The 23,189-nt window shown below is 48.3% G+C and carries 25 protein-coding genes; 20 read left to right on the top strand and 5 right to left on the bottom strand.

All coding sequences use genetic code 11. From position 1 onward, the window contains the following. The first annotated feature begins 80 nt into the window (after positions 1-80). Both greA and NT239_12850 read left to right on the top strand, forming a co-directional pair. Positions 81-563, top strand: coding sequence for a transcription elongation factor GreA (gene greA, locus NT239_12845; GenBank protein XGA70648.1), 483 nt, complete (start codon positions 81-83; stop codon positions 561-563). Positions 564-676: 113 nt separating this feature from the next. Further along, positions 677-1,108, top strand: coding sequence for a DUF4149 domain-containing protein (locus NT239_12850; GenBank protein ID XGA70649.1), 432 nt, complete (start codon positions 677-679; stop codon positions 1,106-1,108). A 63-nt stretch (positions 1,109-1,171) separates the two neighbouring features. On the opposite strand, the gene yhbY is transcribed toward NT239_12850, so the two are convergent. Continuing rightward, positions 1,172-1,495 (bottom strand): ribosome assembly RNA-binding protein YhbY, encoded by a 324-nt coding sequence (yhbY, locus tag NT239_12855; GenBank protein XGA72810.1) that lies wholly within the window; start codon positions 1,493-1,495, stop codon positions 1,172-1,174. A 46-nt stretch (positions 1,496-1,541) separates the two neighbouring features. Here yhbY and rlmE point away from each other — a divergent pair, with 46 nt between their 5' ends. The 4 genes from rlmE (at position 1,542) to glmM (ending at position 6,429) form a co-directional block, all read left to right on the top strand. Continuing rightward, positions 1,542-2,162 carry a 23S rRNA (uridine(2552)-2'-O)-methyltransferase RlmE gene (gene rlmE, locus NT239_12860; protein ID XGA70650.1) on the top strand — a complete coding sequence of 207 codons (621 nt, stop codon included), beginning with the start codon at positions 1,542-1,544 and terminating at the stop codon, positions 2,160-2,162. A gap of 66 nt (positions 2,163-2,228) precedes the next feature. After that, positions 2,229-4,142, top strand: coding sequence for an ATP-dependent zinc metalloprotease FtsH (ftsH, locus tag NT239_12865; GenBank protein XGA70651.1), 1,914 nt, complete (start codon positions 2,229-2,231; stop codon positions 4,140-4,142). A gap of 64 nt (positions 4,143-4,206) precedes the next feature. After that, positions 4,207-5,034, top strand: a complete 828-nt coding sequence (gene folP / locus NT239_12870) for a dihydropteroate synthase (protein XGA70652.1) — start codon at positions 4,207-4,209, stop codon at positions 5,032-5,034. Positions 5,035-5,058: 24 nt separating this feature from the next. Then, positions 5,059-6,429, top strand: coding sequence for a phosphoglucosamine mutase (gene glmM, locus NT239_12875; GenBank protein XGA70653.1), 1,371 nt, complete (start codon positions 5,059-5,061; stop codon positions 6,427-6,429). Positions 6,430-6,535: 106 nt separating this feature from the next. Here the strand turns inward: glmM and pstB are convergent, their stop codons facing one another. The 4 genes from pstB to pstS form a co-directional block, all read right to left on the bottom strand. Further along, positions 6,536-7,303, bottom strand: coding sequence for a phosphate ABC transporter ATP-binding protein PstB (gene pstB / locus NT239_12880; GenBank protein ID XGA70654.1), 768 nt, complete (start codon positions 7,301-7,303; stop codon positions 6,536-6,538). A 15-nt stretch (positions 7,304-7,318) separates the two neighbouring features. Beyond that, positions 7,319-8,158, bottom strand: a complete 840-nt coding sequence (gene pstA, locus NT239_12885) for a phosphate ABC transporter permease PstA (protein XGA70655.1) — start codon at positions 8,156-8,158, stop codon at positions 7,319-7,321. Positions 8,159-8,170: 12 nt separating this feature from the next. Beyond that, on the bottom strand, positions 8,171-9,127 hold the full coding sequence (gene pstC, locus NT239_12890; GenBank protein ID XGA70656.1) for a phosphate ABC transporter permease subunit PstC: 957 nt from the start codon (positions 9,125-9,127) through the stop codon (positions 8,171-8,173). 97 nt (positions 9,128-9,224) lie between these two features. Next, positions 9,225-10,265 carry a phosphate ABC transporter substrate-binding protein PstS gene (pstS, locus tag NT239_12895; GenBank protein ID XGA70657.1) on the bottom strand — a complete coding sequence of 347 codons (1,041 nt, stop codon included), beginning with the start codon at positions 10,263-10,265 and terminating at the stop codon, positions 9,225-9,227. 178 nt (positions 10,266-10,443) lie between these two features. Between pstS and tpiA the strand changes: the two genes are divergently transcribed. The 14 genes from tpiA to nuoL all read left to right on the top strand — a co-directional run bounded on the left by tpiA (position 10,444) and on the right by nuoL (position 23,154). Continuing rightward, positions 10,444-11,154 (top strand): triose-phosphate isomerase, encoded by a 711-nt coding sequence (gene tpiA, locus NT239_12900; GenBank protein XGA70658.1) that lies wholly within the window; start codon positions 10,444-10,446, stop codon positions 11,152-11,154. Positions 11,155-11,190: 36 nt separating this feature from the next. Then, on the top strand, positions 11,191-11,523 hold the full coding sequence (secG, locus tag NT239_12905) for a preprotein translocase subunit SecG (protein XGA70659.1): 333 nt from the start codon (positions 11,191-11,193) through the stop codon (positions 11,521-11,523). 153 nt (positions 11,524-11,676) lie between these two features. Further along, the gene (gene ndhC / locus NT239_12910) at positions 11,677-12,045 is read left to right on the top strand and encodes an NADH-quinone oxidoreductase subunit A (GenBank protein XGA70660.1); all 369 of its coding nucleotides are present in this window, start codon (positions 11,677-11,679) and stop codon (positions 12,043-12,045) included. 5 nt (positions 12,046-12,050) lie between these two features. Further along, positions 12,051-12,527 (top strand): NADH-quinone oxidoreductase subunit B, encoded by a 477-nt coding sequence (locus tag NT239_12915; protein ID XGA70661.1) that lies wholly within the window; start codon positions 12,051-12,053, stop codon positions 12,525-12,527. Positions 12,528-12,535: 8 nt separating this feature from the next. Continuing rightward, a complete protein-coding gene (locus tag NT239_12920; protein XGA70662.1) occupies positions 12,536-13,135 on the top strand; it encodes an NADH-quinone oxidoreductase subunit C in 600 nt (199 codons plus the stop codon). Beyond that, on the top strand, positions 13,125-14,381 hold the full coding sequence (locus tag NT239_12925) for an NADH-quinone oxidoreductase subunit D (protein XGA70663.1): 1,257 nt from the start codon (positions 13,125-13,127) through the stop codon (positions 14,379-14,381). The genes NT239_12920 and NT239_12925 overlap by 11 nt, the downstream gene beginning before the upstream one ends. Then, a complete protein-coding gene (gene nuoE, locus NT239_12930; protein ID XGA70664.1) occupies positions 14,381-14,869 on the top strand; it encodes an NADH-quinone oxidoreductase subunit NuoE in 489 nt (162 codons plus the stop codon). The genes NT239_12925 and nuoE overlap by 1 nt, the downstream gene beginning before the upstream one ends. Beyond that, positions 14,869-16,155: an NADH-quinone oxidoreductase subunit NuoF gene (gene nuoF / locus NT239_12935; GenBank protein ID XGA70665.1), complete on the top strand. Its 1,287-nt coding sequence runs from the start codon at positions 14,869-14,871 to the stop codon at positions 16,153-16,155. The genes nuoE and nuoF overlap by 1 nt, the downstream gene beginning before the upstream one ends. A gap of 58 nt (positions 16,156-16,213) precedes the next feature. Beyond that, a complete protein-coding gene (gene nuoG / locus NT239_12940; GenBank protein ID XGA70666.1) occupies positions 16,214-18,523 on the top strand; it encodes an NADH-quinone oxidoreductase subunit NuoG in 2,310 nt (769 codons plus the stop codon). Between the two features lie 11 nt (positions 18,524-18,534). Beyond that, complete coding sequence (gene nuoH / locus NT239_12945; GenBank protein ID XGA70667.1) at positions 18,535-19,602, top strand: NADH-quinone oxidoreductase subunit NuoH; 1,068 nt, start codon at positions 18,535-18,537, stop codon at positions 19,600-19,602. A gap of 19 nt (positions 19,603-19,621) precedes the next feature. Beyond that, positions 19,622-20,113, top strand: a complete 492-nt coding sequence (gene nuoI / locus NT239_12950) for an NADH-quinone oxidoreductase subunit NuoI (protein ID XGA70668.1) — start codon at positions 19,622-19,624, stop codon at positions 20,111-20,113. Between the two features lie 12 nt (positions 20,114-20,125). Next, positions 20,126-20,764: an NADH-quinone oxidoreductase subunit J gene (locus tag NT239_12955; protein XGA70669.1), complete on the top strand. Its 639-nt coding sequence runs from the start codon at positions 20,126-20,128 to the stop codon at positions 20,762-20,764. Positions 20,765-20,776: 12 nt separating this feature from the next. Next, the gene (nuoK, locus tag NT239_12960) at positions 20,777-21,082 is read left to right on the top strand and encodes an NADH-quinone oxidoreductase subunit NuoK (GenBank protein XGA70670.1); all 306 of its coding nucleotides are present in this window, start codon (positions 20,777-20,779) and stop codon (positions 21,080-21,082) included. 32 nt (positions 21,083-21,114) lie between these two features. Next, on the top strand, positions 21,115-23,154 hold the full coding sequence (gene nuoL, locus NT239_12965) for an NADH-quinone oxidoreductase subunit L (protein XGA70671.1): 2,040 nt from the start codon (positions 21,115-21,117) through the stop codon (positions 23,152-23,154). Positions 23,155-23,189 lie beyond the last annotated feature (35 nt).

Below are 23,189 nucleotides of genomic sequence, written 5' to 3' on the forward strand. Positions count from 1 at the left end.
TAAAATACGATAAAAAGCCGCCCCTGTGATGGGGCGGCTATTCTTTTTAGCGGCGCCTATCCTCGCGCTGGGAGAAATAAATGAATAAAGTGCCTCTGACCGTTGTTGGTGCAGAATTATTGAAAGCTGAATTGGCGCATCTGAAAAGCGTAGAGCGTCCAGCCGTGATCGCGGCGATTGCCGAAGCGCGTAGCCACGGCGATTTGTCGGAAAACGCCGAGTACGATGCAGCCAAAGAAAAACAAGGTTTTGTTGAAGGCCGCATTGCCGAGCTGGAAGGCAAGCTGAGCAATGGTCAAATTATCGATCCAAAAGACATGGCCGATACCGCCGAAGGTCGTATCGTGTTTGCGGCGACTGTGGTGTTGCAAGATTTGGAAACCGAAGCCGAAGTGACTTACCAAATCGTTGGTGACGACGAAGCCGATATCAAATTGGGCAAAATTTCAGTGTCTAGCCCAATCGCTCGCGCGCTGATCGGCAAGTACGAAGGCGATGTGGCTGACGTGCAAGCGCCAGGCGGCATTCGCGAATACGAAGTTTTGGAAGTGAAATACATCTAAGCCAAAGCCCGCTGGCCTGCCGTCTACGCCAGTGCTGTTTTCATGAACGTTGATTGGAGGTGGGTATTGCTCTGTGGGTTATATCCATATTGAGCTATATCTAAATACATCGTATGGGTAATGGAATCAAGAATCTACTGACGACATTGTGGATTGGTGGGATGTGGATTATCGGCGTCGTAGTGGCGCCAGCCTTGTTCTCGACTTTGGATAAGGCTGTAGCGGGGATGGTGGCGGGGAAGTTGTTTCACGCCATCGGCTGGATTGGCATTGTCGCAGGTGTGTTTTTGCTGATTTGGTGGATTTGGGTCGACGGTGCGCGCGCGTTTAAAGGCGGCAAAATCTGGCTGATTGTTGGGATGTTGCTGTGTACCTTAGTCAACCAATTTGCGATTTTTCCACTGATTGCCGAAATTAAACCGGCAGTGAGCCATGCCGCGACAGGAATGTTTGGCGGTGGCTTGGCGCAATGGCACACGATTTCAAGTTTGATTTATTTACTGCAAAGTGTGCTCGGTTTAGCGTATATTTGGCGCAACGACTAAGTGATTGAAAGCGCAATAAAAAAGGGCGCTAGTGGCGCCCTTTCTGTTTCACGTTGAACGTGATTATTGTGCTGCCTTTTTCTTCTTCGGCAAAACAATACGTGGTTTGTCGGTATTGCTAGGGCGGTAAATGAGTAATAATTTACCGAGCATTTGCACTGGGGCCGCGCCCAAATCAGCACAAATTTGCTGCATAAATTGCGCGCGCGCTTCTCTATCGTCGCCCAATATACGCACTTTGATGAGTTCATGCGCGTCGAGGTTGACGGCAATTTCGCGCATAACGGCGTCGGTTAGGCCATTGTTCCCAATCATCACCACCGGATTAAGGTGATGCGCCAAACTGCGCAAATGACGGCATTGATCCGGCGAAAGTTCTAACATAATGATTGAATCCTTGAAAATCTTCTTAACTAACAGGGTAGTGTAACCGATGGCAGGTATCAATTCCAGTAGTGCTTGGCTACACGAGCATGTCAATGATCAGTATGTGCAGATGGCCAAAAAAGAAGGCTATCGGGCTCGTGCGGCGTACAAGCTGCTCGAAATTGATGAAAAAGATAAATTACTCAAGCCCGGCTTGTGGGTGGCCGACCTAGGCGCTGCGCCAGGTAGCTGGTGCCAAGTGGCGATGAAAAAGGTGGGCAAGAATGGTCGGGTCTTTGCGCTCGATATTCTGGAAATGGACCCGATTCGCGATGTGGAATTTGTGCAGGGCGATTTTCGCGAAGAAGAAGTGCTGAATCGGTTTAATGCCTTGCTCGATGGTCGCCAAGTTGATCTTGTAATTTGCGATATGGCCCCCAATATGAGTGGTAACGCGGTCACTGATCAGGCGCGCAGTATGTATTTGTGCGAGTTGGCACTGGAATTTGCGCAAGAACAACTCAAGCCTGGTGGGCATTTTTTAGTGAAAGTGTTTCAAGGAAGTGGTTTTCAAGAGTATATGAAGGTGATGCGTGAAACTTTTACCACCGTTGTCTCTCGAAAGCCTAAAGCATCTCGTGATCGCAGCTCGGAAATCTATCTCTTGGGTAAGCAAAAAAAGGCTTAAACAATTGCGCGTTCCGAGTAAAATATATTTGTCATTCCCACGTTCGGGAAATACAGGAGTAAAGCCGTGAACAATCTCGGCAAGAATGTCGCCATTTGGTTAGTTGTTGGCTTGGTGCTGATGACTATTTTTAACCAGTTTTCGAAAAGCCAAGATACGGCGAGCCAAATTCCCTATTCACAATTTATGGTGGAAGTGGAGCAAGGCCGAATTGCGAGCGCCGAAATTGAAGGTAGCCCGCTGCGTGGTCAGTGGATCCGCGGTAAAAAATCAGATGGCAGTAACTATGCAACTTTGGCGCCATTTGACTTCCGTATGGTTGATACGCTGATCAAGCACAATGTGAAGTTTGCTGCCAAGCCTGAGGCTGAACCAAGCTTGTTAATGAGCTTCCTGATGAATTGGGGGCCAATGCTGCTGCTGATCGGCGTGTGGATTTTCTTTATGCGCCAAATGCAAGGTGGCGGTAAAGGCGGCGCGTTTAGCTTTGGTAAATCCAAAGCCAAAATGCTCGATGAGAGCAATAACGCAGTGACGTTTGCCGATGTAGCAGGTTGCGATGAAGCCAAAGAAGAAGTAGCTGAAATCGTCGACTACTTGCGCGACCCAAGCAAATACCAAAGCCTTGGCGGCCGTATGCCACGCGGTATTTTGATGGTGGGTTCGCCAGGTACGGGTAAAACGCTGCTGGCCAAAGCTATCGCTGGTGAAGCGAAGGTACCATTCTTCTCGATTTCAGGTTCTGACTTCGTTGAAATGTTTGTGGGCGTTGGTGCCGCGCGTGTTCGTGATATGTTTGAAAATGCGAAGAAAAACGCGCCGTGCATTATCTTTATCGACGAGATCGATGCTGTGGGTCGTCAACGTGGCGCAGGTATGGGGGGCGGTAACGACGAGCGCGAGCAGACTTTGAACCAGATGCTGGTTGAGATGGATGGTTTTGAAGGTAATTCCGGCATTATCGTCATTGCCGCTACAAACCGTCCAGACGTGCTGGACCCAGCCTTGATGCGTCCAGGTCGTTTCGATCGTCAAGTTGTTGTGTCGTTGCCGGATATTCGTGGTCGTGAGCAAATTCTGGGCGTGCATATGCGCAAAGTGCCCATCGCGAACGATGTTGATGCATCAGTTCTAGCGCGTGGTACACCTGGTATGTCCGGTGCTGATTTGGCCAACTTGGTCAATGAAGCCGCGCTGTTTGCTGCGCGTCGTAACAAACGCTTGGTCGATATGGCCGATTTTGAATCTGCTAAAGACAAGATTTATATGGGGCCAGAGCGCCGTAGTATGGTGATGACCGAGGAAGAGCGTCGTGCGACGGCTTACCATGAGTCTGGCCATGCTGTGGTTGCTGAAATGCTGGAAGGCACTGACCCTGTGCACAAAGTCACCATTATGCCGCGTGGACGTGCTCTTGGTTTGACTTGGCAGTTGCCTGAGCGTGATCGTTTCTCGCATTACAAAGATCAAATGCTCAATGAGTTGGCGATCTTGTTCGGTGGTCGTGTCGCGGAAGATTTGTTCATCAATCGTATTTCGACTGGTGCATCGAATGACTTTGAGCGTGCAACTGCAATGGCGCGTGATATGGTCACTCGCTACGGTATGACCGAGAAAATGGGCCCGATGGTCTACGCCGAAAATGATGGCGAAGTTTTCTTGGGTCGTTCAGTAACGACGCATAAAAACGTATCCGAATCGACTATGCAGCAAGTTGATTCAGAAATTCGCCGCATTATCGACGAGCAGTATGCGATTGCAGTGAAAATTCTTGACGAAAATCGCGACAAAGTTGAGGCAATGACGCAAGCGCTAATGGATTGGGAAACCATTGATCGCGAGCAAGTGCTCGATATTATGGCTGGTCGTCCACCGCGCCCGCCAAAAGAATTGCCTCCGCTACGCAAGCCCGCTCCGGTTCAAAAAGATGAGCCTACTGGCGGTGCAGAAGCGACTGATGCACCTGCAGCTGAGGCATAACTTCGTGTGTGTTTAACTAATAAAGGCGGCTTCGGCCGCCTTTATTGCATTTTGAGAACTTTCAATGCAAACGTATTTTCACTGCGGCCGTTTCAAGTTGGAGTTGGAGCGCCCACTCGTGATGGGTATTGTGAACGTAACACCGGATTCATTCTCCGATGGTGGACGTTATTTGCAGCTTGAGCAGGCTTTACAAAAGATAGAGCAACTCATCAGCGATGGTGCGGATATTATCGATATCGGTGGAGAGTCAACTCGGCCAGGTGCGGCGAGTGTATCGGTAGATGTGGAGCTAAGTCGCGTTATGCCGGTGATTGAGGCTGCACGGGCTTTTAATGTGCCGCTATCAATTGATACGTGTAAAACAGCAGTGATGCAGGCTGCATTGCAGGCTGGCGTGGATATGGTGAACGACATTGCTGGTTTAGAGGCGCCTGGCGCCATTGCAGCCTTGGCGCAATCACAAGCTGGAATATGCCTAATGCACAAGCAGGGCAATCCTCAGACCATGCAAGCCGCGCCACATTATCAGGATGTTGTTAGCGAAGTATCCAGCTATTTGGTAGATCGAATTTCAGCGGTGATCGGTGCGGGGGTTGCAAAAGAGCGTATTCTGGCCGACTTGGGGTTTGGTTTTGGTAAAAATCTTGAACACAATCGCGCGCTTTTTCGCTCAATCAGTATTTTGATTGAAGAGTTGCAAACCCCGATGTTGGTCGGCGTATCGCGTAAGCGGATGCTGGGCGAATTAACTGGGCGCGAAGTCGGTGATCGAACTACCGCCAGTGTAACTGCTGCATTATTGGCAGTTCAAGCTGGCGCTCAGATTGTTAGGGTGCATGATGTAAGGGAAACATTAGATGCACTAAAGGTTTGGCAAGGGTTAAAATAAGCAAAGTGATTGAGGGAAAGGTTTATGGCGCGTAAATATTTTGGTACTGATGGTGTGCGAGGTTTGGTTGGTGAGTTTCCGATTACGCCAGATTTTGCGATGAAATTAGGCTATGCCGCAGGCCGTGTTTTGGTGGCTGAGGCCGCCAAAAAAGGGCTGCAAGAGCATCCAGGCGTATTAATTGGTAAAGACACCCGTGTGTCTGGTTATATGCTGGAAGCTGCATTGCAGGCCGGTTTTAACGCTGCAGGTGTTGATTGCCACCTCACTGGCCCGTTACCAACGCCGGGTGTTGCCTATTTAACCCGAGCACTGCGTTTGTCAGCGGGCGTAGTTATTTCTGCATCGCACAACCCATTTCATGATAACGGGATTAAATTTTTTGGTTCGGGTGGCAAGAAGCTACCTGATGATGTGGAGTTGGCGATTGAGGCTGCTATTGATGAGGTGCAGCCTTGTGTTGCCTCGAAACAAATTGGCCGTTCTTGGCGCATTAACGACGCTGCGGGCCGCTACATTGAATTTTGCAAATCAACGTTCCCAAATGATCTTGATTTACGCGGATTGAAACTCGTCATTGATTGTGCGCATGGCGCTACATATCATATTGCACCGCACGTGTTTCATGAATTGGGTGCAGAGGTTGTTAGCATTGGTGCTCAGCCTGATGGCTTTAATATCAACGAAGAAGTCGGTGCAACACATCCCGAAACTTTGCGCTTAAAAGTGCTGTCGGAAGGCGCGCATTTTGGCATTGCATTAGATGGTGATGGCGACCGGTTGATTATGGTTGATCGCGACGGCACGATAGTTGATGGTGACCAGTTGCTCTACGTGTTGGCGGTATATCGCCAGCAAAAAGGAACCTTGGGTGAGGGCGTTGTTGGAACTTTAATGACTAACCTCGGTGTTGAAAACGCTTTGAAAGCGCGCGGTATTGGTTTTGTGCGTGCCAAAGTCGGTGATCGCTACGTGCTGGAGCAGCTACAGGCGAAATCATGGCTAGTTGGTGGTGAAGGCTCGGGGCACTTGTTGTGCCTTGATAAGCACACCACGGGTGATGGCATCGTTTCTGCTTTGCAAGTGATGCAGGCGCTGAAAGAAAGTGGCCAAACTTTGGCTGGTTTCTGCAAAGATCTGCAGCTCTCCAAACAAGTCTTAAAAAATGTGCGGATTGCCAAAGGCTTTGACTGCAATGGTTCGCAAGCCATTCAAGCTAAAGTTGCCGAAGCAGAGTCGGCAATGGGGACGGATGGCCGCGTGCTCTTGCGTCCATCAGGTACTGAGCCAGTCGTACGTGTCATGGTTGAGCACGTAAATCCAGTGCAGGCGCGTGAATGGGCCGATCAAATTGCCGTGGTCGTCACTGCAGAGGCTGCACTGCATGATGCTTAATGGGTATATTCATCAGGCCGTTGTCTATAATGGTTTGGGTGAGTATACCTAGCAACAAAAAGGGACTGCATTGCAGTCCCTTTTTGTTGCGGTTTGATTTGGAGAGTTAGCCAAATTTACCAGTAATGTAGTCTTCGGTGGCTTTGAGACTTGGTGCAGTAAAGATCGTGTCGGTTTCGCCCATTTCGATCATTTCGCCCAAATACATATAAGCGGTGTAATCGGAAATACGCGCCGCTTGCTGCATATTGTGCGTCACGATGGCGATGGTGTAGTCCTTTTTCAATTCGTGGACCAATTCCTCAACGTGTGCGGTTGAGATTGGGTCCAATGCCGAAGTAGGCTCGTCCAGTAACAGCACTTCAGGTTTGACTGCAACTGCGCGCGCAATGCACAAACGCTGTTGCTGACCACCAGATAGGCCAAGGCCTGATTGTTTCAACTTGTCTTTCACTTCATTCCACAGCGCGGCTTTGGTCAGAGCCCACTCAATGCGGTCGTCCATTTCGGACTTGCTCAGGTTTTCATACAGCTTCACGCCAAACGCTACATTGTCATAAATCGACATTGGGAATGGCGTTGGCTTTTGAAACACCATGCCGACTTTGGCGCGTAGCATGTTCAAATCAATGCCGGGGCGCAGAATGTTTTCGCCATTGAGCAAAATCTCACCCTCAGCGCGTAGCTTAGGGTAGAGGTCGTACATACGGTTAAACGTGCGCAATAGGGTTGATTTACCGCAGCCTGAAGGGCCGATAAACGCAGTAACCTTGCCTTCGCGAATGTCGAGCGTAATGTTTTTTAGCGCATGAAAATTACCGTAGTAAAAATTGAGGTTTTTTACGGCTAAAGTAGCTTTGTGTTCGATCGTCATTATCAATATCCAATATCAATGTTGTTTCGGCTGGCGCAGCATGACGCGAGCAATAATATTCAAGGCCAGAACAAAGAGGCCGATCAGCAGTGCACCTGCCCAAGCGAGGGTGTGCCAATCTTCATACGGGCTCATCGCAAACTGGAAAATCACCACCGGCAAGTTGGCCATTGGTTGATTCATATCTGAGAAGAATTGATTGTTCAAGGCGGTAAATAGCAGTGGTGCGGTTTCGCCTAAAATACGTGCAATCGCCAGCAAGATACCAGTTGCCACACCAGTTTTTGCTGCACGCAAGGTAACAAACATCACCATTTTCCACTGCGGTGCTCCTAGGGCATACGCAGCTTCACGCATCGCAGTTGGTACTAAACGCAGCATGTTTTCGGTGGTGCGCAATACAACTGGAATCACCAAAATTGACAAGGCTAAAGAGCCTGCCCAACCAGAAAAATGCTCCACTTGCGCTACGTACACTTCAAATACAAACAGACCAATCACAATTGAAGGTGCTGAAAGCAAAATGTCGTTAATGAAGCGTGTCGCTGGGCCAAGCCAACCCCGGCTACCAAATTCAGCTAAATACGTGCCAGCTAAAATACCAATTGGCGTGCCGATCAGTACCGCGACAAAGGTCATTTGCAAACTACCCAAAATCGCATTAGCCAAGCCGCCTTGACTGCCTGGTGCTGGTGTCGCTTGGGTAAATGTTGCCATGTTAATGCCGGGTAAACCGTTAACAAAAAGGGTTTGTAAAATCCAGCCTAACCAAAACAGGCCAAAGGCCATGGCTGCGTAGGATAAAACTTGGCTGATTTGGTTTGCCAATAAACGGCGTCGATACAAATTAGTCATCACAGTGCTCGCTTAAGAATGGGTGCCTTCGCCAGATTCCAGGCGCATTAACAGTAGCTTGGACAGAACCAGAACGATAAAGGTGATAAAGAACAGTAGCAGGCCAAGCTCGATCAGTGACGAGGTGTACAGTTCGCCATGCGCTTCGGTAAATTCATTCGCTAGCGTTGCAGAAATGGTTGTCGCTGGATCGAACAATGAGTTTGATAGCTGCTGTGAGTTACCAATTACGAAGGTAATGGCCATTGTTTCACCTAGCGCACGGCCTAGGCCCAGCATAATGCCGCCGATAATGCCGTTTTTGGTGTAGGGGACAACGACTTTCCAGATCACTTCCCAGCGGGTTGCGCCAAGGCCATAAGCCGATTCTTTCAGCATTGCTGGGACGATTTCAAAGACGTCACGCATCACAGATGCAACGAAGGGAATTACCATAATTGCCAAAATCAAGCCCGCGGTGAACATGCCGATACCCATCGGTGCACCCATAAAGAGCTCACCGAGTAATGGTACGTCGGCTGTGACATCCATAATCCAAGGTTGAATATTGTCGGCAAAAAATGGCGCGAAAATAAATAGACCCCACATCCCGTACACAATCGACGGAATGCCGGCTAATAATTCAATCGCGATGCCGAGTGGGCGGCGCAGCCACATCGGTGAAAGCTCGGTAAGGAAAATCGCGATGCCGAAGCTAATCGGAACAGCCACGACGAGCGCAATCGAAGCGGATAATAAAGTGCCGCGAATCGAGGGCCACGCACCGAATTGATCGGTAACCGGATTCCATTCAGTCGACGTAATAAAACCTAAACCAAAAGCTTTAATACTAGGTAGCGCGCCATACAGCAATGAAACAATAATCGCCGTGAGCGTAAATAAAACAAGCGCTGCAAAAAATCGCGTGCTGTTGACAAACAGCGCGTCTTGAAAGCGCTGAATTTTCATACGCGCATTTTGAGAAGACATCGAACTCTCCAAACCTTCAACACAAACAAACACCCAACCACTCAAATGGAGCGATTGGGTGTTTCATTCACAGACAAGTCTGCAAATTGTAAGCTAATTATTTCCAAATTGGCTTGCTGCCATCACTAATTTGAGTCTTCCAGTTGGCTTTGATCATATTCACTACGCTGTCTGGCATAGGGATGTAGTCCAGTTCCAGTGCGGTTTTGTCTGCATCAGCACCGTAGGCCCAATCAAAGAATTTCAACACTTCAGCGGCTTGGGCAGGTTTATCTTGTTTTTTGTGCATCAAGATAAATGTTGGGTTGGCAATTGGCCATGAACCTTTGCCTGCCGCATTCGTGGTAATGAGGTACATGCCTGGTGCTGATTTCCAATCGGCACCCGCTTGAGAAGCAATAAATGATGCTTCAGTTGGCTGAACAAACGCACCTTCTTTATTTTGCAATTGGGTATGAGTCAGTTTGTTTTGCTTGGCATAAGCAAACTCAACATAACCGATTGAGCCTTTGATGCGCTGTACGTAGTTAGCAACGCCTTCATTGCCTTTGCCGCCTACACCCGTTGGCCATTGAACAGATGTGTTCGCGCCCACTTTTGCTTTCCATTCAGGAGAGACTTTCGATAAGTAGTCGGCGAAAACGAAAGTGGTGCCTGAGCCGTCAGAGCGACGTACTACTGTAATTGCTTGGTCTGGTAATTTAACACCCGCGTTGGCTGCAGCCAAAGCTGGGTCGTTCCAGCGTTTGATTTTGCCTAAGTAAATGTCAGCTAAAGTTTGCGGGGTTAATTTCAATTGGCCAGCTGCGACACCGGGAATATTAACAACTGGCACAACGCCGCCAACGACGGTTGGAAATTGTACTAAGCCAGCTTTGTCCAATTCTTCTACTTTCAACGGCATATCGGACGCGCCAAAATCAACAGTTTTGGCTTGAATTTGTTTGATACCACCGCCAGAACCGATGGATTGGTAGTTCAAGCCGTTACCAGTTTTGGCTTTATATTGCTCAGCCCATTTTGCGTACAGTGGATACGGGAAGGTTGCACCCGCGCCGGTAATGTCAGCGGCCATTGCGTTTGTAAAGAGACCAGCAACTAAGCCAGCGCTAACCATCAATTTACGAGCTAAAGTCATGCTAAAAATTCTCCAGTGCGGATGTGTGTGTTGATTCGATAGCTCGCATCTTAGTGGAGTAATGTTTCTGAATTATTACAAATCTACTGTGTGAATCGGCTGAGCGGAAAAACAAGGTTTGACGGTCACTCCGTGGGGTTGTTACCATCGCGCTCTATGTTTGCCAAAGAGGTGTTGCATGGCGAAGCAAATGGTGATTGGCAATTGGAAATTGCACGGCAGTATCGGGCAGATTAAGTCTGTATTGGGTGAGGTCGCGCAAGCCAAGCTGGCTGCCAATGTTGGGGTTTGTGTTCCAGCCCCTTATATTATGTTGGCGAAACAGATTTTGCAGCATACCCATGTGCAGTGTGGGGCTCAAGACGTTAGTCAGTACCATATTGGGCCGTATACTGGTGAGGTTTCGTCCGGTATGTTGGCAGACGTGGGTTGTGAAATGGTGATTATCGGCCATTCAGAACGCCGCCGATTGTTTGGTGAGACAACGGAACAGGCTGGCGTGAAGTTGCGTTCGGCATTGGATGCTGGTCTGTTTGGCGTGTATTGCGTGGGTGAGTCGGCTGAAGAGCGTCGCCAAGGGCGGGCGGAAGAAGTGGTTGCTGCACAATTGGAAGTATTGCGCGGCTTGCCGATGGGCTTGTTTGCTGTGGCGTATGAGCCGTCGTGGGCAGTGGGAAGTGGTGTTGTTGCTTCGGGTGCGCAAATTTCACCGATGCATGCACTAATCAAAGATCGCTTAGATAGTCGTGTCAAAGTGCTTTATGGTGGCAGCGTGAAATCAGGTAATGCTGCTGAAATTTTGGCGGTAGATCATGTAGATGGCGTCTTAGTGGGTGGTGCGGCGTTATCGGCATTTGAGTTTCTTGGGATTTGCCAAGCAGCGCGCTGATTGGTACAATTCACGCCGCCATAGGAATGGGAAAAAATGGACTTTATTACTAGTTTAGTGTTGATCGTTAACGTGATTTCTGCTTTGGCAGTAATCGTCTTGGTGTTGATGCAGCACGGTAAGGGCGCCGATATGGGCGCTGCGTTTGGTAGCGGCTCTGCTGGTAGCGTGTTTGGCGCTTCGGGTTCTGCTAACTTTTTAAGCCGCTCTACAGCTGTTGCTGCGGCGGTGTTCTTTGTAACTTGTATGGCTTTGGTGTTGTTGACTGCGCCAAAAACCAACAAAAATGACTTAGGTGTCATGTCAGGTGTAGCAGCTTCCGCACCTGCAGCAGCATCTCAGCCTGCTGGACAAAAGATTCCTGACTAAACCGCAGTTGGTGGTTTGAGTCCGGGCGACTTACCAAGTCGTCTATCAATATCTAGCTGAGCTGCGTTACGTAGCTCAGCTATTTATATAAAAAAAGCAGTATAAATAACTGCTATTCTGTCTTTTTGTATTACTTCTGAACTGGGGATTTTCATGCTGCAAGACTATTTCCCCATCCTGCTTTTTCTAGTTGTCGGTTTAGTGGTCGGTGTATTGCCGCTGCTGCTCGGTGCTGGGATCGGTAAGGTCTTGGGAACGGTTCGGCCAGATTCGGCAAAATTATCACCTTATGAGTGCGGTTTTGAAGCATTCGAAGATGCGCGCATGCAGTTTGATGTGCGTTACTACTTGGTGGCGATTCTGTTTATTCTGTTCGATTTGGAAGTCGCGTTTTTGGTTCCTTGGGCTGTTGTGCTCAAAGAATTGGGTCTGTTCGGCTTTGTATCGATGATGATATTCCTGGCCATTCTGGTGGTCGGCTTCGTCTACGAATGGATGAAGGGTGCGCTGGAGTGGGAGTGAGATAAATGGAAGCACAAAGTCTCGAGAAAGGGTTTGTCACCACAACGGTTGATGCAGTTGTTAACTGGACGCGCACTGGTTCTTTGTGGCCAATGACGTTCGGTTTGGCCTGTTGTGCGGTGGAGATGATGCATGCAGGTGCGGCGCGTTACGACTTGGATCGTTTCGGGATCGTATTTCGCCCGTCTCCACGTCAATCCGATTTGATGATTGTTGCAGGTACGCTTTGTAACAAAATGGCGCCAGCGTTGCGCAAAGTTTACGATCAGATGCCTGAGCCTCGTTGGGCGATTTCAATGGGTTCCTGTGCGAATGGTGGTGGTTACTACCACTATTCATATTCAGTCGTGCGCGGCTGTGATCGTATTGTTCCGATTGATATTTATGTGCCGGGCTGTCCTCCGACGGCTGAAGCGCTGTTGTACGGTTTGATTCAGTTGCAAAACAAGATCAAGCGTACCAACTCAATTGCGCGTTCTTGAGGTGAGCCATGGCAAATAAGCTAGAAACACTGATTGAAAGCCTACGTGCGGTATTGGGTGAAGCAAAAATTGCTTCGCTGAAAAACGCGCTAGGTGAAGTAACAATTGAAGTGCCCGCTGCTGCATGGCCTGAAGTTGCGTTGCAGCTGCGCGACGCTGCAAGTTTGCACTTTGAACAATTGGTTGACGCCTGTGGTGTTGACTATAGCGAATATAAAGATGGTATTTGGGAAGGTCAGCGCTTTGCTGTTGTCTACCATTTGCTCTCTTACAAGCACAATGTTCGCCTACGTGTGCGCGTATTCTGTGCAGATGATTCGTTCCCAGTGCTCAATTCTGTAGTTGATGTTTGGCCAGCGATTAACTGGTTTGAGCGCGAGGCGTTTGACCTCTTTGGTATCGTTTTTCAAGGTCACCCTGATCTGCGCCGCATTTTGACTGACTACGGTTTTGTTGGTCACCCATTCCGCAAAGATTTCCCATTGTCTGGTTATGTTGAAATGCGCTACGACGCTGAGCAAGCGCGTGTCGTTTACCAGCCTGTGACCATCGATCCGCGTGAAATTACACCGCGCATTATCCGCGAGGAGAACTACGGTGGCTGCTGAAATCCGTAATTACACCTTAAACTTCGGTCCACAACACCCTGCAGCGCACGGCGTATTGCGTTTGGTGTTGGAGTTGGATGGCGAGGTGGTTGAGCGTGCAGACCCGCATATTGGTTTATTGCATCGTGCAACTGAAAAATTAGCTGAGCACAAAACTTATATCCAATCTTTGCCATACATGGATCGTCTTGATTACGTATCGATGATGTCAAACGAGCATGCTTATTGCATGGCAATTGAAAAATTGCTCGGTTTGGAAGTGCCGATTCGTGCTCAGTATATTCGTGTGATGTTCGATGAAATTACACGTGTATTGAATCACTTGATGTGGATTGGCGCACACGGTCTGGACTGTGGCGCGATGACAATCTTCTTGTACGCTTTCCGTGAGCGTGAAGACTTGATGGATTGCTACGAGGCCGTTTCTGGCGCCCGTATGCACGCGGCTTACTATCGTCCAGGTGGTGTTTATCGCGATCTGCCAGATGAAATGCCGCAGTATCAAGCATCAAAAGTACGTAATGCAGCTGCAATTAAAGATCTGAACAAAAACCGCCAAGGCAGTTTGCTCGACTTTATTGAAGACTTCACCAACCGCTTCCCAACGTATATCGACGAATACGAAACGCTGTTAACGGATAACCGTATCTGGAAGCAACGTACTGTCGGTATCGGTGTGGTTGATGCTGATCGCGCGAAAGCAATTGGCTTTACTGGTGCGATGTTGCGCGGTTCTGGTGTTGAGTGGGATCTGCGTAAAACTCAGCCTTATGAAGTTTATGATCAATTGGATTTTGATATTCCAGTTGGTAAAACTGGCGATTGCTACGATCGTTATTTGGTTCGCGTTGAAGAAATGCGCCAATCAAATCGCATCATCAAGCAATGTGTTGCTTGGCTCAAAGCAAATCCAGGTCCTGTGATTACTGATAATCACAAAGTGGCGCCACCTTCTCGCACGGCGATGAAGGAAAACATGGAAGAGCTGATTCACCATTTCAAATTGTTCACTGAAGGTATGCACGTGCCAGAAGGCGAAGCATATGCCGCAGTAGAGCACCCGAAAGGTGAGTTTGGTATCTACATGATTTCTGATGGTGCTAATAAACCATATCGTTTGAAAATTCGCGCGCCAGGCTATGTACATCTTTCTGCGCTCGACGAAATGGCTCGTGGCCATATGATTTCCGACGTTGTGGCGATTATCGGTACGCAAGATATTGTATTCGGGGAGATTGACCGCTAATGACAACTACCAATCTTCTTTCTGCTGAGTCTTTAGCGTTAATCGATCGTGAAGTTGCAAAATACCCTTCTGAACAAGCGCGTTCAGCGGTAATGGGTGCTTTGCGTATCGCGCAAACTGAAAAACGTTACTTGACCAATGAATTGATTGAGTTCATCGCTAACTACCTCGGTATTGCGCCCATGATGGCGTACGAAGTGGCGACGTTCTACAACATGTACGACATGAAGCCTGTAGGTAAATACAAGCTCACTGTGTGTACTAATCTGCCCTGTGCTTTGTCTGGCGGCTATACAACTGCAGACTATTTAAAGCAAAAGTTGGGTGTCGATTTTAATGAAACGACCGCTGACGGCAAATTCACTCTCAAAGAAGGTGAGTGTATGGGGGCCTGTGGCTATGCACCAGTAATGCTGGTTAATAACCACAGCATGTGTAATCACATGACGCCAGAAGCAATCGATAAAAAACTGGCGGAGCTTGAATAATGACCGTCTATGTAAAAGGCGTCGTTTTTGAAGGCGTGAATTTTGAAGATCCAAACTGCTGGCGCTTAGAAGAGTATGTAAAGCGTGGTGGTTATGCGGCTCTGAAAAAGATCATCAACGACAAAATTACCCAAGATGACATCATCGCAGAGATGAAAACATCGAGCTTGCGCGGTCGTGGCGGTGCAGGTTTCCCTACAGGTTTGAAATGGTCTTTTATGCCCCGGAGTTTTCCAGGGCAAAAGTACTTGGTTTGTAATACCGACGAAGGTGAACCAGGTACATTTAAAGACCTAGACATTATGGTTTACAACCCTCATGCCTTGATCGAAGGCATGATTATTGGCGGATACGCCATGGGTATTACCGTAGGTTACAACTACATCCACGGTGAAGTCTTTGAGGCATATCAACGCTTCGAAGAAGCGCTTGAAGAAGCTCGCGCAGCTGGCTTCTTAGGTGACAATATTTTAGGTTCAGATTTCTGTTTCCAACTGCACGGTCACCATGGTTATGGTGCTTACATTTGCGGTGAAGAAACGGCTCTGCTCGAATCATTGGAAGGTAAAAAAGGCCAACCGCGCTTTAAGCCTCCATTCCCTGCGTCTTACGGTTTGTACGGTAAGCCAACCACGATTAATAACACTGAAACCTTTGCTTCAGTACCTTACATTATTCGCGAAGGCGGCCAGAAATTCCTTGAACTAGGTAAGCCAAATAATGGCGGTACTAAATTGTTCTCGGTTTCTGGTCATGTTAATCGTCCAGGTAACTACGAAATTCCATTGGGCACGCCATTCTCTGAGTTGTTAGAGATGTGCGGCGGTATGCGCGACGGCAAAAAACTTAAAGCAGTGATCCCTGGTGGCTCTTCTGCTCCAGTATTGCCTGCTGATGTGATGATGCAATGCACGATGGATTACGACTCAATTGCTAAAGCCGGCTCAATGCTGGGTTCTGGTGCGGTAATTGTGATGGATGAAACAGTTTGTATGGTGAGCGCTCTGGAGCGTTTATCGTATTTCTATCACGAAGAGTCATGTGGTCAATGTACCCCTTGTCGTGAAGGAACAGGCTGGTTGTATCGTGTAGTGCACCGCATCGCAAAAGGCGAAGGTCGCTCAGAAGACCTCGATTTGTTGTCACGCGTTGGTGACAATATCGCTGGTCGCACAATTTGTGCCTTGGGTGATGCTGCTGTGTTCCCTGTGCGTGGAATGTTGAAACACTTCCGCCATGAATTCGAAGATTTGATCAATAAAGCACAAAAAGCGAAAGGTTTGTAATTTCGCGCTGTATTAGTCGAGTTTTCTTTTGAATTATTGCCTTTGAATCGAGTCGAGCATGCTGGAAATCGAAATCGACGGTAAAAAATTGACAGTCCCTGGTGGTAGCACTGTGATGGACGCAGCCAATTCAATTGGTGTGCATATCCCTCATTTTTGCTATCACAAAAAACTCTCAATTGCCGCAAACTGCCGTATGTGCCTTGTTCAGGTTGAAAAAGCACCTAAGCCTTTACCGGCCTGTGCCACACCTGTTACTGATGGTATGAAAGTATTTACCCACTCTGATCAAGCGGTTACCGCTCAGAAAGGGGTTATGGAGTTTCTGCTGATCAACCACCCACTTGATTGCCCAATTTGCGATCAAGGTGGTGAATGTCAGTTGCAAGATTTGGCTGTCGGTTATGGCCAATCAGGCTCTGTATACACTGAAGAAAAACGTGTTGTTGCCAATAAAGACCTTGGCCCGCTGATTTCCACTGACATGACACGCTGTATTCATTGCAGCCGTTGTGTTCGCTTTACTGAAGAAATCGCAGGTTTCCAAGAGTTGGGTATGGCTAACCGCGGCGAATTTACCGAAGTGATGCCATTCATTGGCAAAACGGTTAATTCTGAAATCTCTGGCAATGTGATTGATCTGTGTCCGGTTGGCGCTTTAACCAGCAAGCCATTCCGCTACACCGCACGTACTTGGGAGTTGTCGCGTCGTAAATCAGTCGGTGCGCACGATGGCTTGGGTTCTAACTTGATCGTTCAAGTTAAGAACAACAAAGTAATGCGCGTATTGCCGCTGGAAAACGAAGCGATTAACGAATGCTGGTTGTCTGACCGCGATCGTTACTCATACGAAGCTTTGAACAGCCAAGAACGTTTGACCAAGCCGATGATTAAGCAAGGTGGCGTTTGGCAAGAAGCTGATTGGCAAACTGCTCTCGAATACGTTGCGAATGGCCTGAAACAGGTTGTTGCTGAACACGGCAAAGACAGTGTTGCTGCGGTTGCTTCTGCAAACAGCACAGTGGAAGAGTTGTTCACGCTGCGAAAATTGATGGCAGGCTTGGGTGTTGATGCGGTACAAGCATTTGCACGCAATGCTGACTTCTCAGTGAAAACGCAAGGCGCTAAATGGCTAGGCCAATCACTGGAAGAATTGTCGCAAAACGAAGCAGTTCTGATCGTTGGCTCAACGGTTCGTAAAGAACAGCCTTTACTGGCACAGCGTCTGCGTCAAGCAGTGAAGAAAGGCATGGCCTTGTCATTGGTGAATGTGCATGGCGATGACTTGCTGACTAAATTGGCTGGCGAAGTCATTGTTCGTCCTGACCAATTGGTCGAAGGCTTGCTGCAAGTAGTTAAAGCTGTAGTTGAGCTCAAATCAGTTGCTGCTCCTGCTGGCATCGATTTGGCTAATGTTGTCGTTAGCGATGCTGCACGTGCAATTGCAAACAGCTTCGAAGGCAAAGCAAAAGCGGCTGTGTTGTTGGGCAATATCGCTCAAACTTCAGCACGCTACGCTGAAGTCTACGCTGCTGCTGCTGCATTGGCTGCCTTAACTGGCGCTAAGCTGGGCGTTCCTGCTGTTGCTGCCAATAGCGTTGGTGCTGAACTGATCGGCGCTGATGTTGGTGGTAACGTCTTCGCTTCAGCTAAAAAAGCTTATGTATTTGTCGGTGTAGAACCTGAATACGACGCACACAACGGCGCGCAAGCGTTGGCTGCGGCTAAACAAGCGGAAATGGTTGTCGTGATGTCGGCGTTCCAAAGCTGTGCGATGGATTACGCGGATGTATTGCTGCCAATCTCTCCATTTACTGAAACGTCAGGTACGTTTGTCAATATGGAAGGTAAAGCACAAAGCTTTAACGGCGTAGTTCGTCCATTGGGTGAAACGCGTCCAGCTTGGAAAGTATTCCGTGTCTTGGGTAATGTCTTGGGCTTTAACGGCTTTCACTACAACTCATCCGAAGAAATCCGTGATGAAGCGCTGGCTGGTGATACCGCAGCTCGCTTGAACAACACGTTGACTTCAGCTGTCGCAGTTTCTGTGAAATCAGCTCAAGGGCTGGTTCGTTTGGGTGAAGTGCCTGTTTACCAAGGCGATGCAATTGTTCGTCGCGCTCCAAGCTTGCAAGCAACTGCTGATGCGGCTTTGGCAACTACAGTTCGCCTCAATGCAGCAACCATCGCGAAGCTTGGTCTTGTTGATGGCGGCAAAGCCGTTGTTAAACAAGGGCAGGGTAGCGCTGAGTTGACTGTGAAGCTTGACGCTGGTTTGCTTGACGACGTAGTTCGTGTTGCAACTTCTCATCCGCTGACTCGCGATTTGGGCGAGATGGTGGGTGCTGTTGAAGTACTCAAAGGATAAGGGGGTAGATAATGGAATTTCTACAAAACATCCTCGCTGGGTACTTGAGCGCAGAAACTGCACATCAAGTGGCATTCCTAGTTTGGACTTTGCTGAAGATCGTTCTGATCGTTGCGCCAATTATGGGCGCGGTTGCTTACCTGACTTTGGCTGAGCGTAAAGTAATTGGTTATATGCAGATCCGTATCGGCCCTAACCGGGTCGGACCGTTTGGTTTGCTACAGCCAATCGCTGACGGCGTGAAGTTGTTGCTCAAAGAGATCATCGCACCAAGCGCAGCCGATAAGAAATTGTTCTTCTTGGCGCCAGTGATGGTATTGGTCCCTGCGCTTGCTGCTTGGGCGGTTGTACCGTTTTACCCTGGTTATGTATTGGCAGATGTTAACGTAGGCTTGCTCTACGTAATGGCCATTACTTCAATGGGTGTTTACGGTGTGATCTTGGCTGGTTGGGCGTCTAACTCAAAATACGCTTTCTTGGGTGGTATGCGTGCAGCGGCTCAGGTGATTTCGTACGAGTTGGCGATGGGCTTTGCGCTCGTTGGCGTGATCATGGTGTCGGGCAGCTTGAACTTGACGAAAATCGTTGAGCAGCAAGCGTCTGGCATGATGGGCGGCTCGATCTTGTCATGGAACTTGATCCCTCTGTTGCCACTGTTCGTTGTTTACTTCATTGCTGGTGTGGCTGAAACCAACCGCGCACCATTTGACGTAACCGAAGGTGAGTCTGAGATCGTTGCCGGTCACATGGTTGAATACTCAGGTATGAGTTTCGCGCTGTTCTTCTTGGCCGAATACGCCAATATGATCTTGATTTCGGCAATGGCATCGGTGATGTTCTTGGGCGGATGGTTGTCTCCGTTCCCTGCGTCAATCCCGGTGCTCGGCGCTGCAAGCCCACTGTGGTGGGTATTGAAAGTAGCATTCTTGCTGTTCTGCTTCTTGTGGTTCCGCGCTACTTTCCCACGTTATCGCTACGACCAACTGATGCGTCTGGGCTGGAAAATTTTCATCCCTGTGACCTTGGTGTGGATTATCGTGGTCGGTGCTTGGATGCAGACCCCTTGGTCGATCTGGTAAGAAGAAAAGGACAGAGACCGTGGAAAAAATTTCGTATTTCTTTAAAACCTTCTTGCTGTGGGAGTTGGTGTTGGGCCTGAAGTTGACCGGCCGCCACTTCTTCCAACGCAAGATCACCGTGCAGTTTCCGGACGAAAAAACGCCGTACAGTCCACGTTTCCGTGGTCTGCACGCGCAACGTCGTTATGCCAACGGTGAAGAGCGTTGTATTGCTTGTAAATTGTGTGAAGCAGTTTGCCCAGCAATGGCGATTACGATCGAATCAGAAGCGCGTGAAGACGACAAAACTCGTCGTACTAGCCGTTATGATATCGACCTGACAAAGTGCATTTTCTGTGGTTTCTGCGAAGAAGCCTGTCCAGTTGATGCCATTGTTGAAACACATATTTATGAATATCACGGTGAAAAACGTGGCGATTTGTATTACACCAAGCCAATGTTGTTGGCAGTGGGTGATCAATACGAAAAAGAAATCGCTGAGCGTAAAGCCGCTGATGCTAAATACCGCTAAGGGTTCCGAGCTATGGATATGAGTTTAGCGATTTTTTATGTATTTGCCGCCGTACTGGTATTCGCTGCGTTCCGTGTGATCACAGCAAAAAACCCAGTTCACGCCGTGCTGTACTTGGTACTTTCGTTCTTTAATAGCGCCGTACTTTGGATGCTGATGAAGGCCGAATTCTTGGCGGTATCGTTGATTGTGATTTACGTTGGGGCGGTGATGGTACTGTTCCTGTTCGTGGTGATGATGCTCGATATCAACTTTGAAGCATTGCGCAAGAGCTTCTGGAAGTTCTTGCCAGTGGCGGGCACTGTTGCAGTGATCATGTTGGCCGAGATGGTGATGATTTTGACGCACCGTTTTGCCAAGATCGACAATGTAGTTGAGCCGTCTTTTAACACTGCTTCTGCTGAAGTGTTGGGTAAATTAATTTATACCCAGTATTTCTTGCCATTCCAATTGTCAGCAGTTTTGCTGCTGGTGGGTATGGTAGCGGCAATCGCCTTGACGCTGCGTAAGCGCAAGAATACGAAATACATTAATCCGGGTGATCAAATCCGTATTAAGCGTGAAGATCGTGTTCGCATGGTGAAAATGAAGTCAGAGCCTAAATTCGTCGCTGATGATGCATCAGCTGGCGAAGATAAGCCTGCTGCATAATAGGGGACGACAGTGCTAACGCTTACACATTACCTCGTACTTGGCGCCATTATGTTTGCCGTCAGTGTATTTGGCATTTTCATGAACCGTAAAAACCTGATCGTATTGCTAATGGCAATCGAGCTGATGCTTTTATCGGTCAACATGAACTTCATCGCGTTTTCGCAGTTCTTGGGCGACACCGCGGGTCAGATTTTCGTCTTCTTTATCCTCACCGTAGCTGCTGCTGAAGCAGCGATCGGCTTGGCGATCTTGGTTGTTCTGTTCCGTAATCTACGGTCGATCAACGTTGAAGATCTGGATAGTCTGAAGGGTTAAACCGGACAACATTAAATCGGACAAGAATACCAATGGACATGAAATCGATTTATCTGCTGATCCCGCTTGCGCCGCTGTTTGGTGCGCTGATTTCCGGCCTTTTAGGCTGGTTAATCGGCCGCCGTGCAGCACACTGCGTGACCATCGCGGGGGTTGCCGCTTCATTCGGCTTATCAGCTTACGTACTGAATTATTTGCTCGGTGGTGGCGAATCATTCAATGGCACGGTTTATACCTGGCTCACCGTTAATGGCGTTGATCTGAACGTCGGCTTCTTGGTCGACAATCTGACCGCCATGATGATGTGCGTGGTTACTTTTGTATCGTTGATGGTGCACTTATACACCATCGGCTATATGCATGACGATCCAGGCTATCAACGTTTCTTTAGCTACATCTCACTCTTTACCTTCTCAATGTTGATGCTTGTCATGAGTAACAACTTTGTTCAGCTGTTCTTCGGCTGGGAAGCAGTAGGTTTAGTGTCTTACCTGTTGATCGGTTTCTGGTTCAAGCGTCCAACTGCGACGTTTGCGAACTTGAAAGCCTTCTTGGTTAACCGTGTAGGTGACTTCGGTTTCCTATTAGGTATCGGCTTGGTACTGGCGCACTTTGGTACACTCGATTACGCCGAAGTTTTCGCAAAATTGCCAGAGCTTGAGCACGCAACGATCAGCATCATTCCAGGTACAACTTGGTCTTTGATGACTGTCACGTGCATCTTGCTGTTTATTGGTGCAATGGGTAAATCTGCTCAATTCCCATTACACGTTTGGTTGCCAGATTCGATGGAAGGCCCAACGCCAATTTCTGCACTGATTCACGCAGCAACAATGGTTACAGCGGGTATCTTCATGGTATCTCGTATGTCACCGATGTTTGAGTTGTCAGAAACTGCGTTGAACTTTGTGTTGGTGATTGGCGCAATTACTGCGCTGTTTATGGGCTTCTTGGGCATTATCCAGAACGACATTAAACGTGTGGTTGCGTACTCTACTTTGTCGCAATTGGGTTATATGACTGTTGCATTGGGTGCTTCTGCGTACTCAGTAGCAGTATTCCACTTGATGACTCACGCGTTCTTTAAAGCTTTGTTGTTCCTTGCTGCTGGTTCGGTAATTATGGGTATGCATCACGATCAAGACATCCGCAATATGGGTGGCTTGCGTAAATACATGCCAATTACTTGGATTACGTCGTTGCTTGGCTCATTGGCCTTGATTGGTACGCCATTCCTGTCTGGTTTCTACTCTAAAGATTCGATTATCTTGGCAGTAGAAGCGTCTAAATTGCCAGGTGCTGGTTTTGCGCAATTCGCCGTAATTGCTGGTGTGTTTGTTACTGCGTTCTACTCATTCCGTATGTACTTCTTGGTATTCCACGGTAAAGAGCAGTGGATGCAGAAGAAAGAACATCACCATGCTCACGACGCGCATGATGATCATGACCACCACCACGGTTTGGGTCCGAATGACAAGCCACACGAGTCACCATGGGTTGTTACATTGCCGTTAGTCTTATTGGCGATTCCATCAGTGTTTATTGGTGCGTTTGCAATGACCAATATGTTGGTGGGTGATTTCTTCAAAGACGTGATTTTTGTAAATCATGAACTGCACGGCGCAATGGAAGCGGTAGGCGAGCACGCTGAAGACTGGTACCACATGGGCATGCATGCGTTTGTAACGCTGCCGTTCTGGTTGGCTGTAGCCGGTGTAGCAAGTGCTTACTTCTTCTACATGGTTAAACCAGAAATTCCAGCTGCTTTGGATCGCTTCTTCACTTCGATTGGCGTGAAAAAATTGCTGGAAGAGAAATACTACATGGATCACTTGTACATCAACGGCTTTGCCGCTGGTGGTCGTGCATTGGGTACCGTGTTGTGGAAAGTGGGTGACACCCTGCTGATTGATGGTTTGGTTGTCAATGGTACGGCGAAATTGGTTGGTTTGTTCTCTAACCTAACGCGTCGCATCCAAAGCGGCTACATCTATCACTACGCGTTTGCAATGATTGTTGGTGTGTTGTTGTTACTAACATTGTTAGCAAATTCGTTACTGCAAGTGCAGTAATCAGTGGGTTCACTGATTGCCAGATTTAATTATTA

It is taken from the genome of Chitinibacter sp. SCUT-21 (assembly GCA_041874755.1).
GTDB lineage: Bacteria > Pseudomonadota > Gammaproteobacteria > Burkholderiales > Chitinibacteraceae > Chitinibacter.